Origin of the sequence: Acaryochloris marina S15 (assembly GCF_018336915.1) — a bacterium.
Classification (GTDB): Bacteria; Cyanobacteriota; Cyanobacteriia; order Thermosynechococcales; family Thermosynechococcaceae; genus Acaryochloris; species Acaryochloris marina_A.
Genome location: NZ_CP064923.1, coordinates 218,409 through 240,172 on the forward strand (window position 1 = coordinate 218,409; position 21,764 = coordinate 240,172).

Here is a 21,764-nt window from a genome sequence, read left to right on the forward strand (position 1 = left end):
GGTGGTTGTGAGGATTTCAGATACTGGCAGTCTAGAAACTCGCTGCAGAAATTGGGGTGTCTCAGCCCAGCCTGTGATAGCGATCTAGATCATTGCTAGGATGCCCACTCTCTCGGGAGAGAGATCTTGGGGATTGATTTGCGATCTCATCCCCCAACCATCAGAACTTCAGGACAATAGCCAGAATCTTTAGCCCCGGCGACCACTAACATAGGCTGCGGTGAGCGGATCTTGAGGGTTGGCAAAAATATCTTTGGCTGGGCCAAATTCAACCAATTGACCCACATCATGTTGCACCCAGAAAAAGGCCACATCGTCGGCAATGCGGGAAGCTTGGCCCAGATTGTGAGTGACGATCAGAATAGTATAGGTGCCTTTTAACCGCAGAATTAAATCTTCAATCACTTCGCTGGAGAGGGGGTCGAGGGCGCTACAGGGCTCGTCCATTAGCAGCACTTGAGGTTTTAAGGCCAGTGCCCTCGCTAAGCAAAGACGTTGCTGCTGCCCTCCAGATAGAGAAAGGGCGGGGGCTTTGAGCCGATCTTTAACTTCTGTCCACAGGCCCACATCCGTGAGGGTGGTTTCGATGATGTGGTGAATATGGTTGCGATCGCAAATCCCATGCTCTTTTAAGGGAAACGCTAAATTGCGGTAAATGGAGAGGGGAAAGGGATTAGGCTTTTGGAACAGCATTCCTACCTGGCGGCGCAGGGGGGTTAGGGGCATCGTCGCCGTATCGCACTCATTAAGATAAACTCGACCCGATAATTGGGCTGTTGGGGTCAATTCATGGAGACGATTTAAACAGCTCAAAAAGCTGGTTTTACCACAGCCGGATGGACCGATTAAGGCCGTAATCTGTCCTGCTCGGAACTGAGCCTCCACATTAGCAAAGGCCACCTTGCGACCATAGCGCAAACTCAGTTGCTCCACTCGGATGCTGGGAGGCTGGTGATGATCCGTGGTTAAGGATTGGGGGCTCAAGGTGGGAGAGGTCATAGAATTTGAAGCTTGGATTGGCGAAAACGTTCGGCTAACCCGGAGACAAGAGTATTGATCAAAATGAGAAGAATCACGAGGACCAGGGCCGTTCCATAAGCATTCTGTTCACCCCCAGGAATATTCATGGCGAGATCGAAAATATGAATCGATAGTACCCGCCCAGAATCTAATACTGATGTGGGCATCCGGTCAACATAGCCACTGGTGAAAATTAAGGCTGCCGTTTCGGCGATGGCCCGCCCAATCCCCAGCAAAATCCCCACGGCAATCCCTGGCAACGCTGCCGGTAAAATCAACGTTTTCAGGGTGCCGAAGCGAGACAACCCCAATGCTGCCGATGCTTGGCGATATTCACCGGGCACATTGACGAGTCCTACCTGAATAGAGCGAATGAGGATGGGCAGCACCATACAGGCTAGGGTTAATCCCCCTGACAGGATAGAGAACCCTAATCCTAAAACCTTGGAGAAAAAGGCATTGCCAAACAGGCCAAACACAATGGACGGCACGCCTGCCAAAATATCTAAACTTAGCCGAATGGCGCGATGGGATTGCTGGGGACTGAATTCGGTCAGGAACAAGGCCGTGCCTAATCCCAAGGGTAGGGATACTCCCATACAAACCCCTAACACCCACCCCGTGGACACCAAAATGGGAGCAATGCCGCCTTCTCGTCCGGCTTTAGCAGGCACTTGGGTTAAAAAAGCACCATTGATAGCTTGTCCCCCTTGCCAAATCACGTCACTGAGCAGCCAGATAAACAAAGCGGTAATGCCCAAGGCCACGAGCCATACCATCAGGGTTGCGACTTGCTCCTTGCCAACAGGGCGGAGATGACGATTAGACCAAGGACAAACCATTTTAAACCTCCGGGGCATCCGTCCACCGATCGGTGAACATCACCAGTCCGGTCACCACCAGCATCAGGACTAGACCACTGGCAAATAAGGCTGACCGATGGAGGTCTAAAGCGTAGGCCATTTCTAGGGCAATATTGGCAGTCAGGGTGCGGACGGGGGCAAAGATGGAATTGGGCACCTGCACGACATTGCCACAGACCATCAGTACAGCCATAGTTTCCCCTAGGGCACGAGCAGTGGCGAGCATGATAGCCGTCAAAATACCGGAACGAATCGCTGGTAAACAGACCCCTTGCACCGTTGCCCAAGTGCCCAGTCCCAAGGCAGCTGATCCTTGCCAGTAGGTCGGAGGGATACTCGCCAAGCTGGCATCAGTGACCAGGGCAATGGTGGGCAAAATCATCAGGGCCAAAATCAGAATTCCGGCGAGGAGGCTAGGGCCAGGAGGCTGAACTTTGGCAATCAAAGGCACAAGGACGACCAATCCCCACAAGCCATAGACTACAGAAGGAATGCCAGCCAGCAGCTCGATCAAGCGTCGATAAATTTGTGCTAATCCCTTCGGAGCGTAGTATTGGCAAAACACAGCCGATAAGATGCCTAGAGGCGTGGCTATAGATACCGCTCCAACGGTGACTCCCAGAGTGCCCAGAATCATGGGGGTGAGATTGTAGGACTGTTCGCTAGGATGCCAGCCTGGATCACGCCAAAATTGATCGAGGGAAATGGTGCGTAGAATTGGCAGGGTTTCCCAAATGAGAAAGCCCAGAATCAACAGTAAGATAGCCCCTGACCCCAAGGCCAGGAGTTGCAAGAGGACGGCCCCTGGTCCTTCACTCTTGAACCGGAACAAGGGACTGCTCTTGGACAATATCCTTGACCTGGGACGATTGGGCAAAGTCGATAAATTTTTGCTGTTGAGGATTGAGAGACCCTTGGGTTACCAAGTTAAGGGGACGTGATAAGGGAAAAGACCCATCCCGAACGGTTTGGGCCGTCGCCTGAATCCCTTCTAAGGGCAGAACTTTAATGGGGGTGCCCTGTTCGACATTGACTTTCGCTGCGCCAACAGAGACGTAGCCAATGGCGAGGGGATTGCCTGCTACGGTTTTAATGCCCTGCTCGTTATCGCCAATCACTACATCGGCTTTGATTTGTGAGGATTTGAGCTGGAAGTGCTGGGTAAAGACTTCTAGGGTGGAGCGACCTTCAGCTTTATTGACGACGGTAATCGCCTGGGATTTCCCCCCAGCGTCCTGCCAGTTGTTGAGCTGGTCTGTGTAGATATCGGTAATTTGCTGGCGGGTGAGCCGCTGAATCGGGTTATCCCGATGGACAATCACCACGACGCCATCTTTAGCGATGGTGTGGAAGTTTAGGCCCTGGTCTTCTGACTTGGCAGCTCGGGACACCATGCCAATATCAGCCACCTGTTGGCGCACATCAGCAATCCCCCGCGAAGACCCACCTGTTTGCACATCAATCCGCACCTGGGGATTTTGGGCTTCATAGCGTTTGGCAATTTCGGAAGCAATGGGGGCAACGGTACTGGATCCCGTAATCACTAGTTTTTGCGGGGCGTTACCGGAGCTGGACGCTTGTAATGTACTACAGGCTTGCAATCCCAGAGATAAACCCAAAAAAACGCCTGCAATGACTCGACCAGACATAATTGTTCCTGCTAATGACTCCATAAAAATTCGGTGACCCCTGGGTTCAAGGGCCGCTTAAAAGTTTGAATTGGTCGTGGGGTAACGACCTAGGATAACGAGCTTAATAACACCGGTAAATATAGTTGAACACGGCTCTACTTCCTATCCTCTACAGCCTTAACGCTACTGATGGCCCCCTAAATCCCCCACTAGTGGGGGACTTGTCTGCTCGATCCAAACAGGATCTGTGACAGCGTTGAACCTCAGCAGCTCTAGAGGTCTTACTGTCTAGATTTATCAGCCTAGACATAGGCTCGAAGTCCCCCAGAATGGGGGATTTAGGGGGCGAGTGCAAAAGCTGATGTTGCCAAAAGAGACGGCAGAAATCTCGGTATCGATCACTTTTCATTCCCTAAATAGAAAAGGAGGTAAATGAGAATTCGCAACAACCCAAATCTAATCCGTCTTGTGATGCCTGACTTTGGACGTCGGGAACCAGGGCATAGAGCACGGCTTTGCCATCACGGGTGGCTTGTACAAATCCGGCCTGCCGCAACACCTTTAAATGGTGGGACAGTAGACTTTGCTCGACGTTCAACACGGCATTGATTTCATTGACGTGTTGAGGGCCATTCATCAATAGTTTGAGAATCGAGAGCCGAGTGGCGTCTGCTAAGGTTTTGAGCTTGTTGGCACAAGATTGAGATGTGTTCATGCTCACCTTGTTTTAATAGAACCTAGGATGTTGCTATTTATATTAGTTTTTATCTGTGTTGAATATATCTTGATATCAATTGTGATTCATTAATCATAGATTAAATTTTCCTGAATCCTGCCTATGACTGATATGCAACAGGTGAGTTAGGCTATCGTGGACAGGTTTGCGTGGATGCAGTGCATCCTGGAAAGGTTATGAGTTTTGTGATGGTCGATGTGGAGTCTGATGGCTCTATTCCTGGTGACTATTCGATGGTTTGTTTTGGGGCCATTATTGTAGAGCCGACGTTGTCAAAGACGTTTTATGGGCAGTTAAAGCCAATTTCTGAGCAGTGGGTTCCAGAAGCGTTAGCAGTCAGTGGTTTCAGTCGAGAAGATACCCTTGGATTTGAGGAGCCGACGACTGTGATGCAGGGGTTTGCAGACTGGATTGCAGCCAATAGTAAGGGTCGTCCGTTCTTTATCTCTGACAACAATGGGTTCGACTGGCAATTTATCAATTGGTACTTCCACCATTTCATGGGCAGTAATCCGTTTGGCCATACGTCTGCCAATCTCGGCTCTTTGTACAAGGGACTGGTAAAGGACACGTTTACGAATTTCAAGCATTTACGGAAAACTGCCCATACTCACCACCCTGTGGATGATGCACGGGGTAATGCAGAAGCGCTATTAATGATGAAGGAACAGGGCTTGAGCATTAGCCTGAAGTAAACGGCTCACTCATTTAGACACTCTCAAACAAACACTATGCCTCTCGATCTTCATGTCAACCTGGTCAATTTTTTGATCGTGATGGCTGTAGAGCTGGGTATTGGACTGCTGAGTGGCCTAATCAGAAAAGTATTAGCGAAGCAACAAGCCCATCATCATCCAGAATGCTATCAAGTGGTGCAATGTAATGACTACAAATCAGTAGGATATGGAATCCAAACGCCTGACAATTCTTTCAATGCCTTCGGCATGGATTACAGCTTTGTCATTGTTGAATTTAAGGAAAGAGAGGTTATTCGAGAACGATTCTTCACCTCTTTAGGAGACTCTATTAAAGTTGAATATACCGATGGTCGGCTAACAGCTAGAACATCATTTTTATCAGCGCCGATATATACGGTGACAGTTGTTGTCCCTATTGTGATCGGTATTGTGGCAGTCCTGGGTATTGCCGAGCTGGGAGACGATAGCTCTGATAACGCTTATGAAGTAGCCTCCATTATTGGCAATTACGCTATATATTTTGTGGCGTCTGGCCTATTGTGGTCTACGGTGTTGACCGCTATCTCTAGCAAGATGGCGATGGACAACATCGGAAGAAGAGACTCTACGAGCAATACTGAGGGTCACATTTCTCCGCAGATTCAAGCAATACCAATCTCCACAGAGCATCAGAACAGCGAACCTCATGGGCTTGGGCGCTACTTTTGGGCGTTATTAATCGCTGTCACAGTTGTCAACGGATTAACGCTGTATTTCCAAGGATGGAGTGATATGGCGACCCTTGACCTGAAGTTGAGTTATGCAAAACTGACGCTCTATATACTGTTTTGGGCAACGGTTCCGTGGATGGTTGTGGGTATCAGTTGTATGCGGAATCAATTGTCTTTAAATGATTATCTGGAACCCCCGACGTTGCACCCTGATCTCATTGCTTTTTTTGCCTCGCTGATTGGTGTATTTGCGATGGGCAGTTATTGGATATTTGCTGCTGGCGGTGCTGAACAGCTTTTGCATTACCCCGGTCTTGATATTCAAGCCTGGAGTGTAGAGCAAGTCCAACAGACGTGGAGCTTGGGGGTGATATCAGGAATCGTGACGATGGCCGTTATCGTTGCTCGAACGCATCGTACTTCCGGTGATTGAGTTTATGGTTCTTGACTAGTTATTTGATCATAGTGATCACGAGAATTCACTACTTCTGGGAAATGGGTGCGAGACCAAGTTGCGTATCAAGGGGGCATGATCACGAATGGAGGCTATACCAAATCGAAAGACACTCAAGTTCTGAAGAGTGGACAGGCAGAATTGGTCTCCTTTGGTCAATTGTTTATTGCTAATCCTGATCTACCGGACCGTCTGGCCAGAGATGCCTCTTTAAATGCGCCTGACTTTGCTACTGTTTATGGCAAAGGCGATCAAAATCTCGCTCAAGGCTATACCGACTACTCAAGGCTAGGGTCGGAGCCATAAGATTAGTCGTTGGGTCGTTTCTCTATTGGTTCATGATGTCTGCACAAGATTTAATCCATACCCTAGAACAAACAACCCAGAAACGACTCAAGCAAATCTCTGTTGAAGACTTGAGTAAAAGTCTGGATGACATCTATAACCATTTGCAGATTCAGCCCAATGCTTATGCCCTGAATGATGAAAATCAAATCGTTGGACTGAGTTTGCAAGGGGTGGATGGCCATGAATTATTGGCAGCATCAATCGAGCAATTTCACCATCTCTCCGCCTTGTATTTATTCGATATTGTCTCGCCAGAAATCATCCCATTTGCCAGTCTTCAAAGACTCTCAGCCATTGCGCTGTCGGGACAAGATGTGAAGACTGCCTCCTATCTCCAACAAGCAGAGAATCTCAAAACGGTTTATTTGAATGCCACCCATATTTCTGATTACTCCTGCTTGTCGGACCTCAAGAACCTGACCCACCTCGACTTAAGCAACAATCTGATTGCTGATATTTCCTTTATCCAGGACCTCAAGCAACTCACCTACCTGGGATTAGGGTCTAACAAAATTGTTGATATTTCAGCACTCAAACACCTGACGAAACTGGTCAGCCTAAATTTACGCTCTAATGCAACAGCGGATTATTCAGTGTTGCGAGATCTCCAAGACCTCACCCATCTAGCAATTAGCGTTAGCGAGGAAATGGGGATTTCCTTCCTACAAAATCTTAAAGGCCTCACCCATCTGGATCTCAGCTACAACCACTGGATTTCGGATATTTCTGTGTTACGAGATCTGCAAGGACTCGCCCACCTGGATTTAGGGTCTAACCAGATTTCTGATATTGCAGTTTTGCAAGATCTACAGCAACTCACCTATCTGTCTTTAAGTTGCAATCAGCTTGCAGATATTTCAGTATTACCAACCCTCCAAGGACTTGAAAGTCTGGATGTCAGTGCTAACGAGATTGCTGATATTGCAATTCTGCAAAACCTCACAGGGTTGACCCATCTGGATATCAGCTCCAATGAAGTGTCTGATATTTCAGCTTTGCAGGATCTCACGACGCTCACTCATCTGAACATCAGTTCAAACGAGATGATTGATTATGCAGTGTTACAAGGTCTGACAGAACTTACTAGCCTAGATATCAGTGACAATCAGATGGCTGAGATCTCAGACTTACAGGGACTCCAAGCACTGACCAGTCTGAACTTAAGCTATAACCAGCTGTCTGATATTTCAGTCCTAAAGGATTTCAAGCAACTGGCTAATCTGAATTTAAGCTACAACCCCCTATCAGATATTGCGGCTCTGCAAAACTGCATGAACCTCACCACCCTAAATTTAAGTTTCACCCAAATTACCGACCTTTCCACCCTGCCAGATCTGAAGAGTCTAACCAGTTTAGATTTACATAGCAATCAGATTACGGATATCTCAGCGTTGCAAGACCTTGAGGGCCTATATAGGCTGAATGTCAGTGACAATAAGCTGTCTGACATTTCAGCTATCAAGAGACTCACGGGACTCTTCAGCCTGAATTTAAGTATTAACCAGCTTTCTGATATTTCAGTTCTGCACGATCTAACAAGACTGACCAGTTTGAATGTCAGTCATAATCAGCTGTCTGATATTTCAGTTTTGCAGGGACTTACAAGACTGTTCAGTCTAGATTTAGGGGCCAATCAGGTTGCTGATATCTCAGCCCTGCAAAATATTCCAGGTCTCTTTAGTCTAGATTTGCGATTTTCTGATGTGTCCGTGTTTCAGGACTTCAAAGGACTCACCAGCCTAAATTTAAGTTCTAATCAGATTTCAAGCGTTCCTGAATGGTTGAGTGAGCAAGGCCTTCCTATTCAAACAGAGGATGAAGAGGCCTTATTCTGCATTAACTTATGTGATAATCCCATCCCACCTGTGTAGTGATAGTGATTTAACACTGTCCAGATCGCCATTTTAAGCCTTTTTATGTTGCGTCTTGTGTCTGAACCTAAACGTTGGGCCAGCAATCAACATCATTCGGAACACTGCCGTTGCGAGGGCAGCAGATTAGCAGTGGTTGTGAGATAGCTGGAGAGGTGACGACACCCCTTCTCTAATAAAACGTCCAGATCGATATTTGCCTTCTGGAGTGTCGCTCCTGTGCCCACCCATATTTGCTTATCCTTTACATTGACCCGCGTCACAGGACCCAACCTATCCAGCGTCTTGAGCAACGTTCCCTGATCTACCTGCCAAACCTTAACCGACTGATCCGGACTGCCTGAGATTAAAATTGGCTGATTGGGAAGAAATGCTAGACTCATCACCCCATTTTGATGGCCCGTCAAGGTTTGTACTAACGTCTTGTCTTGCCATAGCTTGATCGTATTGTCCCAACTAGCAGACGCTAAAATATCACCTGCAGAATTGAACTGGACTTGAGCGATCGCCAAGCCATGGCCCGTCAACGTTTTGACTGGAGTGCCGTCCAGCTGCCACAGCTTCACCGTCTCGTCATCACTACCCGACGCTAGATAGCGAGGTCCAAAATCAACACTCGTCACGGGGCCATCGTGGGCCTGAATCGTTTTGACGGTTTTTCCCGTTGCCGCATCCCATAGGCGAATGGTTTGGTCATCACTGCCCGATACTAGGGTTTTGCCATTCGGACTGAAATCGAGACTATTGATTTTGCCCCTATGGCCGGAGAGAGTGCGTTGCACCGTCCCCTCATGGATATCCCACACCCTAATCGCTTTGTCATGTCCTGATACCAGCTGTTGGCTATCGGCACTAAACCGGAGGGCATAAACGGGCTTTAGATCGCCGTTGAAGCTTTTGAACGGTAGCTTACCCACTTGTGGATCGGACCGCCAGAGCTGAATCTTGCCGTCTAGACTGGCTATCGCTAAGGTCTGTTGGTCTGGACTAACGGCCATTGCCAGGATGATTGATACAGCCTCAAAAATAGAGGGTGTGGCCCAAACTCGGACCTGTTTATCAACACTGGCAGAGACTAAAGTTTTGCCATTGGGATGAAAGGCAGCATCTAGGGTTGCAGCACCATGCCCTTGCAGCACTGACAAGGGCTTACCTGTTTCCACTTGCCAAAGTCGGAGACTGTGATCGGCATGGGTCGAGACTAAGGTGTTGCCATCCGGGCTAAAGGCCACGCTAGTTACAACAACATTCTCTGTTTGAAACGTACGCAGTCGCTTGCCTGTTAGGGTCCATAACTGAATTGTGCCGTCTTCTGTAGAAGAGGCGATGGTCTGACCATCTGAACTAATGGCGATATCGGTGACTGCAGTGGTCTGTTGAGGCAATGTGCGGAGCGTTTGCCCCTGCGCCACATCCCAAATCCGTACAGTTTTATCTTCACTGGCAGACACGAGGATATTGCCAGTGGGATTAAAGGCAACGGCATTGACCCAACCCTGATGCCCAGACAAGGTTTTCACTGGCTTGCCTGTACTGGCCTCCCAGAGCTTAATCACGGATTCTCGGCCTGCGGTCGCCAGCTGGTTGCCTTGGGGATGGAAGGCTAAGCCTGTTCCATGAGACGCGGCAGTAAAGCTGGCAAGCTGTTTCCCTGTTTTGGGAGACCAGCGTTGCACCGTTCCCTGAGTAGTGATCACTGCAATGGATTGATCGTCAGGACTAAAAGCAACATCATTGACTTTCTCGCCAATTTCCAGAGTATGGAGTCGCTTGCCATTCGCCTGCCAAATCCTCACAGTTTGATCATCACTGCCCGATGCAATCCACTGCCCCGATGAGCTAATGCTAACGGAAGTGACTCGTTGGGTATGGCCTTCCAGGCGATTTCTTTCTTGGGTTTTTGCGATCGCATCTCCTAACGTCAGGGCGGTTTGGGTGCGTATCGCTCCTAAGGTATTGCCATCAATACCCCAACCCCAAAGGCCTTGGAACTGTCTTGCAGCTTGGGTACTGGTGAGAAGCGCTTCGAGTTGCTGATGCGATCGCAACTGGGATTCCGACAAGGCATTTAAGGCCCGAATCTCACTCAGCTGGGTTTGCTGACGCTGAAGAAAAGCCATGCCCGCCAGTCCCGTCGCTGCTGCTCCCAGCAAGCTAATAACGCCCACTGCAACCTGCGCCTGTCTCAGCTGCTGTTTGGCCTGTTTCTGTTCCTGCTCTTGGGCCGATAAACCTGCTTGAACAAAGGCTTGTACTTCCGCCGATAGCTCGTCTGTGTACTTCACATACAGCTCTGCTGCCGCATCCAGTCGCACTCCTCGCAACAGGAAATCTGGTGACTGCTGACTCTGCTGCCAATTTTCAGCAGCTTGCTCAATTTGACGCTGCGTTTGTAGCCGAACCCGGTTTTCTTCTAGCCACCAGCGCAAGGTGGACCAATGGCGAATCAAAATTTCATGGACCACTTCCACAGTCACATCCTGCTTGATCCATTCCAGCCAATCCTCGGGTTCAGAGGGTTCGGATGCATCATTGCCTTTACTGCTTAAGGTCTGGGCTGGAGAAAGATCCTGCTCCAAACTAACAATCACTAATTTGGCATCCGTCAGCGTCTTGAGCGTTCGCTCTACTAATTCAGCCGGATATTTAGGCACGACTAAATCAGACTTCTTGATTCGGCGGCGGGTATCTTCCGTTCCATCTCCCAATTGAGTCAAAGCCAGGAAAATCCACTGGGCACAGGCTTGACCCTCCGCATCAAAACCATCGTAAATGTCTTGGGCTTTCCGTTCTAAAGCGCCTTTTAGGCCACCGATTTGCTGTTGATAAATGGCCAGGGTCAAGGCACCAGGCTGCCGCTGTTCCCAAAGCTGTTCTAGGACAAACTCCAGCAGCGGTAAATCACCCGCTAGATTGCTGAGTTCTTCCAGCAATACCGCTACGAGTTCCGGGTCCACCGCTAGTCCCACCTGCTCCGCTGGATTCAGAATGACGTGGCGATAACTGCCCGTCGTCAGGGCAGGAGGCACCAGAATATTCGACTCAGGCAACCGCTGAGCTAAGACTGGATATTCCAGACAAGGCGCAATAAAATCGCTGCGCAGGGTGATGATCAGCTTGAAGCGATCACCTGCATGATCTATAGCTCCAAAAATTAGGTCCAAGAATTGCTGACGATCTTCAGGAGCCGCGAGGGTAAATAATTCCTCGAACTGATCGATAACCAGGACGATGGTGGATTGAGGTTGCGATCGCAACCAGTAGACAAACCCTTCAGTGCCCTGATAGAGCATCCCTTCCAGCTGCAGCCGCTGATACTGCTGTTCTTTGGCGGTCCCACTTTCGATTAACCGTTCCACTAATACTTGTACTGGTTTGGCCCCTGGCCGCAAGCTCCGCATCCACCATTGGTCGCTGCCAGGAATATGCTGTCCCTGCTGGAGTTGGGCCATCAACCCCGCCTGCACCACTGAGGATTTACCGCTCCCCGAAGCTCCCACAACAGCCAGAAAAGACTGCTCTCGCACCGCCTCAATCAGTTGCTGAATTAAGACATCTCGCCCAAAGAAAAATGGTGCATCATCGGTTCCAAAGGCTCGCAGGCCCATATAGGGACAAATCCCTAAATCAAAATCGGATGTGGTGCTGCGCGCCCCCATGCCGCCAGGCAAAACCTCAATTACTCCTTGCACCCCCGATAGCCAGGTATGCAACTGCATGTCACTCCCCGCTAGTTGAATCTGCAACTGGGCGATCCAGCTTGCAACTGGCATCCCGTCCTGGGGATTGGCCTGGGTCAGCGTCTGGTTCAACTTCTCTGCAAACTGGTCTGGCTGATCTGCTGGAGCCGCTGCGGCTAACAAACATTGCCCCTGGTAATGAGTCTGCAGATCTTCAATCCAATCCAGAAGATCTGTAGCTCCTGGACAATCCAAAATCACGACTTGTTGGGCTAGAGGCGAACGTTTGAGCATCTGCCGCAACCAAGATCGACTGATTGCTACCCCTTCTGGCAAGACCAGATTGGCTTCGCCCGTTTCCGTTTGCTCCGTTTTGCCGCGCAAGTAGAGGAGTGCGGTCGTTACCGTAGTCGGAGCAACAGCCTGAGCCTCTGCCACCTGTAGACAGCTCTGAATCGCCTCTCGTACCTCCTGCCATGTTTGTTCGGCTTTGGGGAAATAGGTGAGCTCAAAGGCTCCTGTACCTCGTAATACTTTTCCTAACGCCAAAGCCGTGGGATTATCCGCTAATCCCGCCACCATTAGGGCCTGTCGAGGATAGGCATGGACGGGCAACTCTGGCTGCAGGCCCAACACCAATTCCCCTACCCCTTCCACAATCCGCTTCGGTGTTTGTTGGGGATATTCGGCATCGAGCTGGGTTTCACCTCGCCCTCGCTTTTGCTGATTAATCAGGCGGAGCTGCTGATTAACCTTATCGATATAGCGCAGGGTTTGGTAGTAGACGTACTTGTAGAGGGTATCGGCTTCAATCACTCCGTCGTCATCTGCAGCTTCTCCTAACAGTCCCTGAATCAGGTAATAGGTAAACACCCCATGTTCTAGCTCTGGGAACTCCCAAGACTGTTGGTTTTGATCGCAAGACAGCAGGGCATAAAACCCCTTGCTCTGGGCCGCCCGCTGCCGCAGCAGAGCCATCAATTGGGGGGTAGGATTGGGCAATATTTCTGGGGTTTCATCTTTACTCCCCAACCGCATACTCATACCGCCGCTATGGCAAGCATCCAGCCATACCAATTGCTGATGAGCTGCGCTATCCGCCAAGGTGGCCAGCAGTTCCTGCACAGGAAGCCCCGTCTGCAGTAGCTGTTCTTTTTGGGTATTGGCTAGGCATAAAAAGGTCTGCTGCGTCGGCTGATCAACGACGCCATGTCCTGAGAAATAAACAAGAATGGTGTCTTGAGGTTTGGCCTGATCGATAATCTGCTGCAGACTGGTGCGAACGCTCGCTAAGTCTGGTGATGAGTTGCTTGGTGCTTGCGGATGATCGTGATGCAAGACAATGGATTTTTGCGGAAATGCCTCAGTCGCAGTCGCAAGGGCATCTCCCAACCCCTGGCAATCTAAAGCCGGATAGGCCAGATTTGACAGTTGTGCATCAGCATAATGATTGACCCCCACCAACACGACCCATAGCTTGGTTTCTCCCGATTCTAAAGCTCGGGTGGATCGACTCGTGTTAACACTAACTGGTGACATAACGATGGGTAGATTTTACGCTTTTCCCTGGCTGGAGTGGCTGAGGGGCATGTAGTTCTGTTCTACAGTCAGCCCAGGACGGACAAGCGCCTTCTCCAACTTATAGGGTTCAGTCTCCAGATTTATGCCATCAGATCAGATTTTGATGGATCAGGGCTGATGATGAGCGTGAGCGGTCTAGAAAGGAGGGGCCAGCTTGCCCATGAGCAGATAGCGAATAAGGTTGGCATAGGCTAGATTTGGAACTCAGACCTCTATTTAGAAGTCAGCGAGAGGAGTGGTTCCTCAACATAGAAGTCTACCAATAGGCTGATAGATCAATCAGTGGCTGATATTTTTAGCTACACATCATTTGTTGTTGGAATTTTGAGGATTAAGAATGAGCTTACAAGGGAAGAGATGGTTGTCTGGCATTGCAGTAGGCAGCATTCTCAGTGGGCTGTTCATTCAACCTGTCTTAGCAGGAACGAATTTAACCAGTGCCAAAGTCTATGACTTTGACTCCCAAGTGCAACTAGAGCCAGTTAAGCAAAAGTCTCGTCTTGCCAAAATCGGTGACGTGATGGTGCCGATGGATATTCTCAAAACGGGGTCTAGTGCTTGGGCCAAGCTGCTGTTTAATGAAGGCACCTTATTTAGGATTCATGCCAACGCCAAGTTCTTTTTTGTCCCGAATACTCGGAGCTTTCAGCTCAAGCATGGATTAGTCTTATCGATGATTCAGCCGGGACAGGGAATCACGACGGTGATTACGCCGACGGCCAAAATCGTGGCTTTTGGCACAGCCCTAACGGTTCGCCATGATTCCACTAAAAATACAACGATCGTTAGTGCTCTAACGGAGAAACCCGGTCGGCCTATCTTTGTCTCCAACGATAATGGCGCAGGACAAATTCGGCTGAAAGCCGGCGAACAAGTCGAAATTAAAGATAATGTGGTGGGTCCTGTCCAATCCTTTAGTCTGCCAGCCTTCTATCAGGCCTGTCCGATGAGTAGGGTATTAGCCCCTGAGCAAGAACAGCTAGTCGCCCTAGAACCGACGGAAGTGCAAACTCCCTTATTAGTTATTCGGGAGGAAACAGCGGAAGCTGTGGCAAGCCAATCTGTCACCCCTGCCTCCTCATCTACTGAACTGACTAAACTGTGCGCACCGGTTGCAGAATTACCGGAAGAGAAAAAACAGCGACCTAACAGTGGCCCTAGGATTGGCATTGGCGGTTGTATTCCTTTCCTCACCTGCGGAACAGGCAGACCCAATCCCCGCGTCCCTGGACAACGACCCTAATTGGAGGTCGCTGCTGGTTTTTCTTTGGGTTTAGACTTAAGGCTGTCGATTAAGCCGCTATATAGAGCCGTAAACTTCGCTTCTTCAAGGGGCTGGTTGTTGTTCCAGGTGGCAGACACGCAGTAGGTCTTGCCGTCTTTGCTTTGCATCTGGGTGGTGAAATTAAGCACTCCAGGCTCTGATCCCCCTTTAAAGGAAAGGGTCTGCCAATCTTGGGGACGGGCTAAACCGGGATTAATTTGCGTGACGGGCAAGTCGGCAACGCTTGCCATGAGTTGACAGAGTTCTGTCGTGGTATAGAACCACTCAATCTCTGGGGACAGGACTCCTGAGGTTAGATCTGAAACGGAGGGGAGTGGAGCCGAGTCAGTGAGCAGGGCTTGACGCTGTTTGGTGTCGGTAGCAAGATAGCGATCGCGCAGTGATACATTGCTAGGATTCTTGAGCACAAACGCTTCTCGTGTCATCAGAAACGGCGTATTGCGCGGAGAAAGTTTTTCCAAGGCGGGTTTGCCCACCAGTTTAATCAGATGGTCTGTAGCAGTGTTATCACTTTGAGAAATCATCAAAGCCGCCAGACTATACACCGTTAAGGCTGCATTGTCGGGCCAGGTGTGCAAGAACCCAGACGGTAAGCTTTTTAACTGCGGCTGTAGCTTCACCACCGCATCCCAAGACGTTTGCTTGGCAGCAATCTGCGTCTTCAGCACATTCAGCACAGCCAGTTTAAAGGTAGAACCAACGGCGAGGGGCTGATCGGGGTTGTGGGACAGTTTGGGCGTTCCATTTTCCAGCACCAATAGGCTAACTTTGCCGGGGAGCGCCTTAAAAGCAGAGGTTGGATCCTGAGAGGGCTTAGGATGCGCTCGCGGTGCTTGAAACAGTAATCCAGAAATCAACCCTTGCTGATTGAGCACCAAGCGGGTGGGGACGATGCCTTTTTCAAACACCACCACAAAACCAGTGCCATCCTCTCGCACCCCTTGGTAAGGACCGAGTTGCTGCTTCATATTGTTAATAATGGTCTGGACCTGGGGAGCCGCCACTTGTGACAAAAAAGTGGGCGTAAACCAATTGGCCAACACCACGGAACTGGTAAATAAGCGGGTGAGCATTTTGCCTTGCGGCGTTTGGGGAGTGGTCTGGGGGGCAGAAGTTTGAGGGTTGGCATATCCCCTAGGACTCATCAACATCCCTGATGTCGTGATCAAAAGACTGAGCAATACAACCAACCGAGTGTGATATTTCATGGATTAAACCTCTGGGTCCAGAACAAATGTCTGATGACAGCAACGGATTCCAACTCCTGAAGTATAATCTTGCCCAAATGGTAGTTGAGAGTATCAATCGTTATGGGTGTTGGGATTATTCTGGTGTGTGCACTCTTCATCCTTGTGATCTGGTTGGCATTTCAACCCAAGCAGGGAGAAACCGCAGCAAACTCGCCAGACCAGCCCGACCCACCCTATATCCCCCCTCCACCAAAGACCGGAAATTTCTCCGATGATTTCTCTCAGTTGCCCCCAGGCCCACCGAATTTAGATCATCTCTCTGATTCGCCAGAAGACAAGCCCCACCCAGACGATGAATTCTCACCTCTTATCGTTGATTCCTCTGTATTAGATCTCAACGTGATAAGCGACGGCATAGATGATTCCTCTGGGCAAGGCCCCATCGTCATTAGCGATGATCTCCGCCAGCAGGTCCAACAACTTGTGGCAGAAGGACGTGAGATTACTGCGGTTAAACAGTTGCGGCAACAGGGCATGGAGCTGGACGAAGCTCGACGATATCTTGACGCTTTGCCCACCCCTCCTCCCATCGATGTAGTAGACGACTCATCCAAACAGCAGAATTACGCGCAGGTTGAAGCTGAAGTCCGGCGATTCCTGGCCAAAGACCAAAAAATCAACGCTATCAACTATGTTCTTGAACAATGGGGATATGGCCTCAAAGCGGCAAAAGCCTATATTGAATCACTAGAAGAAACAAGCAACCCATCACCCAGTCGAGCTGAGCTAGACGCTGAGGTTCGTCTGCTGTTGTCTCAAGACCGCAAAATCTCGGCAGTTAAATTGGTGCGGTTGCACTTAGGCTATGACCTGAAAGACGCTAAACAGTATGTGGAATCTCTCGAAGACTAAGCCAACGGCGTCGCTGTTCTAATCCAGAATCAACTCTCTTTGAGCAATCTGTTGTCTGAGTAGCTCTTTGTTCCCTTGGGTCACCACTAAACGGGCATCTCGCAGGGCTTTGGGATTGGTCTCAATTTTATAGGTCACATCGCCATTCACGGCTTCGTAGGACAAGGCATAGTATTCGCCTGAGGTCTTGGCCGGTAGGACAATCTTTGACCCCGTCTTTTTCTCAATGCCTACATAGCGATAGTTTTTAGCAGTTTGGCTGGGCTGATTCAAACAGATAAAAATCTGATAGTCGGGGGTATTCATGCTTTCAAACAGATGATCATTCCCGCAGAACTGCCGTGGGTTTTGGGAGTTCGCGGCAACGGTCGGTGCTGGCGCAACCACACTGTCCTCAGGGTCGAGATTGGGTGGAGGCTGACTCGAAGGATTGGCGACAGGGGGCAATTGTGCAGGTAAGGGTTGGCTCGGGTTGGCTGCTGGAGGCTGTTGATTCGTTTTTGGGGTATCGGTAGGCAGCGCCCCATTGAGTTCTGGAACTCCCGGCGGTGCGGGGGTATTTTGGCTTACCGATTCACTTGGCGTTTCTGGAGGCAGATCACTTTCTTCGATGGGTTGAGAACAGGCCGTAATCAGTCCCAGACTCAGGACACATAAGCTAGAGAGCCAAACTCTTTTCATAATTCTAAATCGCGCGCAGTCTTCCTTTAAAGCTAACCGATCGAGTTCGATATTTTGATCTGGGTTCAGGGGCTGCCTGGAATAATGGCCAGCCAAACTTGAAGATGTTTTACAACCAGAGTTGCGATATGTTTCTATCTCCAGCTTGGCTGAACTGATCCAGTTTAAAAAGGGCCACGGTGCCCGATAATATTTGAGGTTGTTACGGATAGTCTGACAGACGAGGTAAAGCACGTGACCAATATAGCCAATCCACTGCAAACATCAGACCAGCCGATTCCCGTTGGTGTGTTAGGGTTTGGCGGGCTCGGACAGGCCGCAGCTAGGGTTTTAGCGCCCAAACAGCAAATGAAGCTGGTCGCGGCTGCAGACCAAAAAGGCTTTGCCCTCAATCCCGAAGGCTTGGATTTGCAAAGTGCGATCGCAACCTATCAAACCCAAGGATCTCTCGGTTACCTCGATCCGGGTGGCACCCTCAGTACCCAAAGCATTGCCGATCTGATTCAGCAAAGTCAGAACGTTGCCGGTTTTTTCCTGGCTCTGCCGAACTTACCCAATACCTTTATGGCCTCGGTAGCTAAACAGTTTATTGACCTAGGTTGGAAAGGTGTTTTAATCGATGCCATCAAGCGAACCAGCGCTGTGGAGCAGCTCGTTGACCTCCGGGCCGAATTAGCCAACGCGGGCATTACCTATGTCACAGGCTGTGGCGCGACCCCCGGTTTACTCACCGCTGCCGCTGCCCTAGCCGCCCAAAGCTATGCGGAAATCCATCAAGTCAAAATCACCTTTGGGGTCGGTATTGCCAACTGGGAAGCCTATCGGGCTACCATTCGCGAAGACATTGGCCATTTACCGGGTTATACCGTCGAAACGGCTAAAGCCATGACCGATGCTGAGGTGGAGACTCTGTTGGAGACAACCAACGGCATCCTCAGCTTGGAAAATATGGAACATGCCGATGACATCATCCTAGAAATGGCTGGGATTTGTGGTCGCGATCGCGTCACTGTTGGTGGTGTCGTCGATACCCGCAACCCCAAGAAACCCCTCAGCACGAACGTACAGCTGACCGGCCGGACTTTTGAAGGCAAAATCTCTACCCATACCTTTACCCTAGGGGATGAAACTAGCATGGCTGCTAATGTTTGTGGCCCTGCCTTTGGTTATCTCAAAGCCGGAATTGCACTCCACCAACAAGGGATGTGTGGTCTTCTCACTTCCGCTCAGGTCATGCCACATTTTGTGTCTTAACCTGCCACAGTAAAATTTATTTCCATCTAGAAACCTAGCCATAGAACTGTTGCTTTATGGCTAGGTATTTGCGTGATCATGGACTGTGACTAGATTGCCTTGCGGTTATCGTAAAAAGTATCCAATTGTTAGGTCGGCTACGGCATACGAATGTGGATCCTAATGTAGTGGATGTAATTGCCTAACACGTTTGCCAGTTTGCTTCCTAGCCCTTTCAGTTTGGCCATCATTCTCCATGCTGAGTCCATTTGTGCCAGCAGAGAGGAAAGAACGTCAATGCCAAGAGTAGATGCTTATGGGCTAATAGGTTTGGGCTGGTAGATCGATATTTCTGGGAATTACTGGCACTCTATAGAAAATTACTTCTAGAAATATTGTCAAAATCTTTAGATGTGTTTACAAATACCATTTTGGTCTTCAGAATATGGTAGCGAGGATGGGTTTGTTTATGACGATTCTGAATTGTTGATGCTCTTTATTTATCTCTATCCTGAGATTCACTGACCTTTGCTCATTGCACACACTCGTGAACCTGAGAAGAGTGGCAGAGCTAAGGGGGGTATGAAAGTTACGTTCCTCATTTCTTGAAGATGGAGTTCATCTATGTCAATTACAAAAAAAGTTTTTGCTGAGTTTTTTGGCACGTTCTGGCTCACCTTTGGAGGCTGTGGCAGTGCTATTTTTGCTGCTGTATACACCACCAGCTTAGAAGTTGGTGAAGCCAAAGAAGCCTTTCCTTTTTCTTTGGGCATTGGCTTTACAGGGGTGTCCCTGGCCTTTGGTTTAACCGTTTTGACGATGGCCTATGCCGTAGGTCACATTTCTGGCGGGCATTTCAACCCAGCCGTCTCTTTTGGACTTTGGGCTGGCAAACGTTTTCCTAGCTCAGAATTGTTGCCTTACATCATTGCTCAAGTGGTGGGTGCGATTGTTGCAGCTGGACTGTTATTCGTGATTGCTAGTGGAAACGGAACTGATTTAATCGGTGATCCCGCAGTCAATCTAAATCCCCTAGCCACAAATGGTTATGGCAATCATTCTCCGGGGCAATATAGTCTTGTTGCTTGCTTGATTGCAGAATTCTTGTTAACTATGATGTTCTTGCTGATCATCTTAGGTGCAACAGATAAACGTGCGCCTCAAGGGTTTGCTCCCGTTGCCATTGGTTTAGGCCTCACTCTGATTCATTTAATCAGTATTCCGATTACCAATACATCCGTTAACCCTGCTCGTAGTACCGGCCCCGCCTTGATTGTGGCTTTAGCTGGCAACATGCAGTTATTTCAGCAAGTTTGGCTTTTTTGGGTCGCGCCGATTGCAGGCGCGATCGCAGCTGGTTTCATCTACAACGTCTTTTTCGAAGCAGATACAACTGCAACCTCAAATGCAGATCGGAGTTTCGCAGAGCGATAATGAGAGAGAACATGGATTGTTCCGGTTCTTCTCAAATACTTTGCTGACTTTTCAATAACGATCAATGTTTGTATTGCGAGGCTATCTCGCGGCTTTAATAGATCCCATCTATCGGACCAATGCCTTAAAAGTTGCGGCCATAGTGGGGTCTATTTTATTTGCCATCAACCATGGCACAGCCCTAACCCAAAACAAAATGACCCGTACGCGCTGGATCTCAGCGGTGCTCACCTATTGCGTGCCTTATATGGTGAGTGTTCATGGTCAATATGTCAGCCGCTCTCAACAGCGGTAATCGAGTTATTCCAAATCTAGGGTGAGCTGGTAAATTTGGCGACGAGACATGTCGTGTTTCTCTGCCAATTGCCGACTGGCCCGCGACTTAGACCATCCTTGAGCTAATAACGCGTGCAATTCTGCACGTAAATCTGTGTCCGTTGGTAAGGTCTTGCTCACTACTTCCCCCGCTAATACCAACGTAAATTCACCTTTTGGTTCATGGCTTTGATAGTGGGTGATGGCAGCTTGCACCGACCCTCGCCAAAACTCTTCAAACCGTTTCGTTAATTCCCGCGCTAATACAATCTGTCGATCATCTCCCACCTGCTCTGCTAAATCTTGTAAGGTCTGGCGTAAGCGATGAGGGGCTTCATATAGGACAACGGTGCGCGATTCCGTCGCTATATCCTGTAACCGCTGTTGACGTGCTTTCCCCTTCGCGGGCAGAAACCCTTCAAAACAAAAGCGATCGCAGGGTAATCCCGATGCTACCAACGCTGCGATCGCAGCATTGGCACCAGGAATCGGTATCACTTCTATCCCAGCCTCGACACAAGCTTGTACAAGATCCACTCCCGGATCAGAAATTCCCGGCATCCCCGCATCGCTAACGAGGGCTAAATCTTGCCCTGACTGTAATCGTTCAATTAGTTCGGGTGTACGGGTTTGAGTGTTGTGCTGATGATAGCTGATTTGCGGGGTTTTGACCTGAAAGTGATGGAGCAGTTTGCCCGTGTGGCGCGTATCTTCGGCTGCGATCGCAGCCACGGTTTGCAAAATCCGTACCGCTCGAAAACTCATATCTTCTAAATTCCCAATTGGCGTTGCCACAATGTACAAGCTGCCATTTTGGGACGCATTGGTTTTAGAAGATGTCATGTGTTCATTCATCTATTGCATTGGGGGACTGACTTAATTCCTAAGCAATAGCCAAGGACGATCGATCACTAGCCATCTTCTACGGAAAGTTATACACCACTCTGAAGCTGCACCAAAAGCGAGCGCTATCTGCTGGATAACAATTGTGCCATCTTCTGAGAGTGTCTCAACCTGCTTATTGAGTTACCTATGCTTAACGGTTGCGGTTAGCGATTGTCATCGATATTACATGCAAATTTAAGTCGTCGTAATGATTATATGGCTGTCAAACTTTAAGCC

Annotated in this window: 18 protein-coding genes; 9 read left to right on the forward strand and 9 right to left on the reverse strand. The window is 49.2% G+C overall.

Annotation, left to right across the window (positions count from 1 at the left end; translation table 11 throughout):
• Window positions 1–189: 189 nt before the first annotated feature.
• From I1H34_RS01770 to I1H34_RS01790, 5 genes are all read right to left on the reverse strand, one after another.
• Entirely contained in the window at window positions 190–999 is an 810-nt protein-coding gene (locus tag I1H34_RS01770) for a phosphate ABC transporter ATP-binding protein (RefSeq protein ID WP_212664068.1), read from the reverse strand.
• A complete protein-coding gene (pstA, locus tag I1H34_RS01775; protein WP_212664069.1) occupies window positions 996–1,862 on the reverse strand; it encodes a phosphate ABC transporter permease PstA in 867 nt (288 codons plus the stop codon). Before pstA ends, I1H34_RS01770 begins: the two co-directional genes overlap by 4 nt.
• 1 nt (window position 1,863) lies before the next feature.
• Entirely contained in the window at window positions 1,864–2,715 is an 852-nt protein-coding gene (gene pstC / locus I1H34_RS01780) for a phosphate ABC transporter permease subunit PstC (RefSeq protein WP_212664070.1), read from the reverse strand.
• Entirely contained in the window at window positions 2,696–3,532 is an 837-nt protein-coding gene (locus I1H34_RS01785) for a phosphate ABC transporter substrate-binding protein (RefSeq protein ID WP_249369707.1), read from the reverse strand. Before I1H34_RS01785 ends, pstC begins: the two co-directional genes overlap by 20 nt.
• Before the next feature lie 394 nt (window positions 3,533–3,926).
• Complete coding sequence (locus I1H34_RS01790) at window positions 3,927–4,229, reverse strand: ArsR/SmtB family transcription factor (protein WP_212664072.1); 303 nt, start codon at window positions 4,227–4,229, stop codon at window positions 3,927–3,929.
• 197 nt (window positions 4,230–4,426) lie between these two features.
• Here I1H34_RS01790 and I1H34_RS01795 point away from each other — a divergent pair, with 197 nt between their 5' ends.
• The 4 genes from I1H34_RS01795 (at window position 4,427) to I1H34_RS01810 (ending at window position 8,331) form a co-directional block, all read left to right on the forward strand.
• Entirely contained in the window at window positions 4,427–4,945 is a 519-nt protein-coding gene (locus I1H34_RS01795; RefSeq protein ID WP_212666095.1) for a 3'-5' exonuclease family protein, read from the forward strand.
• Window positions 4,946–4,981: 36 nt separating this feature from the next.
• Window positions 4,982–6,091: a hypothetical protein gene (locus I1H34_RS01800; RefSeq protein WP_212664073.1), complete on the forward strand. Its 1,110-nt coding sequence runs from the start codon at window positions 4,982–4,984 to the stop codon at window positions 6,089–6,091.
• A gap of 66 nt (window positions 6,092–6,157) precedes the next feature.
• Window positions 6,158–6,418, forward strand: coding sequence for a hypothetical protein (locus I1H34_RS01805; RefSeq protein ID WP_212664074.1), 261 nt, complete (start codon window positions 6,158–6,160; stop codon window positions 6,416–6,418).
• Window positions 6,419–6,450: 32 nt separating this feature from the next.
• Window positions 6,451–8,331, forward strand: coding sequence for a leucine-rich repeat domain-containing protein (locus I1H34_RS01810; RefSeq protein ID WP_249369711.1), 1,881 nt, complete (start codon window positions 6,451–6,453; stop codon window positions 8,329–8,331).
• Between the two features lie 92 nt (window positions 8,332–8,423).
• Here the strand turns inward: I1H34_RS01810 and I1H34_RS01815 are convergent, their stop codons facing one another.
• Window positions 8,424–13,550, reverse strand: coding sequence for an nSTAND1 domain-containing NTPase (locus tag I1H34_RS01815; protein WP_212664075.1), 5,127 nt, complete (start codon window positions 13,548–13,550; stop codon window positions 8,424–8,426).
• Between the two features lie 379 nt (window positions 13,551–13,929).
• Here I1H34_RS01815 and I1H34_RS01820 point away from each other — a divergent pair, with 379 nt between their 5' ends.
• The gene (locus I1H34_RS01820) at window positions 13,930–14,835 is read left to right on the forward strand and encodes a FecR domain-containing protein (RefSeq protein WP_212664076.1); all 906 of its coding nucleotides are present in this window, start codon (window positions 13,930–13,932) and stop codon (window positions 14,833–14,835) included.
• On the opposite strand, the gene I1H34_RS01825 is transcribed toward I1H34_RS01820, so the two are convergent.
• Entirely contained in the window at window positions 14,832–16,085 is a 1,254-nt protein-coding gene (locus I1H34_RS01825; RefSeq protein WP_249369713.1) for a serine hydrolase, read from the reverse strand. The two genes, I1H34_RS01820 and I1H34_RS01825, sit on opposite strands and share 4 nt — an antisense overlap.
• A gap of 102 nt (window positions 16,086–16,187) precedes the next feature.
• Between I1H34_RS01825 and I1H34_RS01830 the strand changes: the two genes are divergently transcribed.
• A complete protein-coding gene (locus I1H34_RS01830) occupies window positions 16,188–16,979 on the forward strand; it encodes a hypothetical protein (RefSeq protein WP_212664077.1) in 792 nt (263 codons plus the stop codon).
• Window positions 16,980–16,997: 18 nt separating this feature from the next.
• Here I1H34_RS01830 and I1H34_RS01835 read toward each other — a convergent pair whose 3' ends face one another.
• A complete protein-coding gene (locus I1H34_RS01835) occupies window positions 16,998–17,660 on the reverse strand; it encodes a hypothetical protein (RefSeq protein ID WP_212664078.1) in 663 nt (220 codons plus the stop codon).
• 234 nt (window positions 17,661–17,894) lie between these two features.
• On the opposite strand from I1H34_RS01835, the gene bioU reads away from it, so the two are divergent.
• The 3 genes from bioU (at window position 17,895) to nrtS (ending at window position 20,622) form a co-directional block, all read left to right on the forward strand.
• Window positions 17,895–18,914, forward strand: a complete 1,020-nt coding sequence (gene bioU / locus I1H34_RS01840) for a (S)-8-amino-7-oxononanoate synthase BioU (protein WP_212664079.1) — start codon at window positions 17,895–17,897, stop codon at window positions 18,912–18,914.
• 603 nt (window positions 18,915–19,517) lie between these two features.
• Window positions 19,518–20,327, forward strand: a complete 810-nt coding sequence (aqpZ, locus tag I1H34_RS01845) for an aquaporin Z (RefSeq protein WP_212664080.1) — start codon at window positions 19,518–19,520, stop codon at window positions 20,325–20,327.
• Window positions 20,328–20,391: 64 nt separating this feature from the next.
• A complete protein-coding gene (nrtS, locus tag I1H34_RS01850; RefSeq protein WP_212664081.1) occupies window positions 20,392–20,622 on the forward strand; it encodes a nitrate/nitrite transporter NrtS in 231 nt (76 codons plus the stop codon).
• 5 nt (window positions 20,623–20,627) lie between these two features.
• On the opposite strand, the gene rsmI is transcribed toward nrtS, so the two are convergent.
• Window positions 20,628–21,485: a 16S rRNA (cytidine(1402)-2'-O)-methyltransferase gene (rsmI, locus tag I1H34_RS01855; RefSeq protein WP_212664082.1), complete on the reverse strand. Its 858-nt coding sequence runs from the start codon at window positions 21,483–21,485 to the stop codon at window positions 20,628–20,630.
• Window positions 21,486–21,764 lie beyond the last annotated feature (279 nt).